Consider the following 1,341-nt stretch of genomic DNA (forward strand, 5'->3'; position numbering starts at 1 on the left):
AAAGTGTGCCGGCACAATATACAAATAATGATATGGACGCTCCTACTAGAATTATTCAGTACTCACTGAATAAGGAGCAAAAAATGGAAAGTATTTCAGTTGTTGGTGTTGATTTGGCGAAGAATATGATTCAACTGCACGCGGTTGATGCTGTCGGAAAAGTCATTTTAAAAAAGGCTGTTCGCCGTTCCGGATTTTTAGCCTTTTTCGCTAATTTGCCTTGCTGCCTGATTGGGATGGAAGCATGTTCCAGTTCACATTATTGGGCACGTGAACTGACAAAATTGGGACATCAAGTGAAATTGATGGCTCCACAGTTTGTGAAGCCTTATGTGAAAAGCAATAAGAATGATGCGAACGATGCAGAAGCGATATGTGAAGCTGTTACCCGACCTTCCATGAGATTTGTCGCGCAGAAATCGCAGGAGCAGCAAGCCCTGTTGCTTATCCATCGGGAAAGGGATGGTGCTGTCAGAGACCGGACCGCATTAATCAACAGAATAAGAGCAACTTTGGCTGAATTTGGTGTGGCAGTGCCTGTAGGCCCATGGCGCTTGAACAAATGGTTTGCACAAGAGTTTTCAGCGCACTGTGCACATCTGCCAGAAACCTTGCAGCGGCATATTCTTCGGATGAAAGCCAGACTCACGTTACTGGAAAGCGAAATCACAGCGTACGACCAGGAAATAGACAGCTTGAGCAAAATTAACCCGCTGTGCCAGAAACTGGAGCGGGTGCCGGGGATAGGCCGCCTCACTGCATCAGCACTGGTAGCCAGTATAGGTTCTGGTAAAGAATTTGACTCAGGTCGACAACTCTCAGCTTGGTTAGGATTGGTGCCAAAACAGCATTCCAGTGGAGGGAAATCGAAGTTATTAGGTATTAGCAAGCGAGGGGATTCTTATCTGAGGCGGCTATTCATTCATGGCGCCAGAGCTGTTTACAGGCACTTGAATCCCAAACGCAAACTCACAACATGGTTGAATGAGTTAAGTTGCAGGGCTCACAAGAATGTAGTGATTGTGGCGCTGGCAAATAAACTGGCGCGGATTGCCTGGTCGTTATTAGCTAAAGATCAGGAATACGTAGAAACTATTTAGGAAAGAGTCGCAAAAGGTTTGCGCAGGCAAGAAGCACTGAAGACAAAAGGTAACACCGAAGCTTACAGAGACTGGACCTAACATCGTATTTACGAATACGCCCAAATGATTAGTCGTGAGCTTGCGGAAATCATCAGGGATCGGTGGAATCATTCACCAGAATCCGAATAGATGGCTGCAAAACCTGAGAGTTCTAAGTGTTTTGTGCTTGCACAATCTGGAGCGTCCATAGATGTTAGGT

At 45.9% G+C, this 1,341-nt stretch carries 1 protein-coding gene; it reads left to right on the plus strand.

The genetic code is table 11. The features are described 5' to 3' along the window. Nucleotides 1-83: 83 nt before the first annotated feature. Nucleotides 84-1,100 carry an IS110 family RNA-guided transposase gene (locus tag LSG34_RS20620; protein ID WP_233011216.1) on the plus strand — a complete coding sequence of 339 codons (1,017 nt, stop codon included), beginning with the start codon at nt 84-86 and terminating at the stop codon, nt 1,098-1,100. Nucleotides 1,101-1,341: the final 241 nt, after the last annotated feature.

Origin of the sequence: Rheinheimera faecalis (genome assembly GCF_021290965.1) — a bacterium.
In the GTDB taxonomy this organism is placed as follows: Bacteria; Pseudomonadota; Gammaproteobacteria; order Enterobacterales; family Alteromonadaceae; genus Pararheinheimera; species Pararheinheimera faecalis.

Excerpts from the sequence above, each read along its gene's own strand:
- LSG34_RS20620 (WP_233011216.1), top strand. The coding sequence starts at position 84 with ATGGAAAGTATTTCAGTTGTTGGTGTTGATTTGGCGAAGAATATGATT.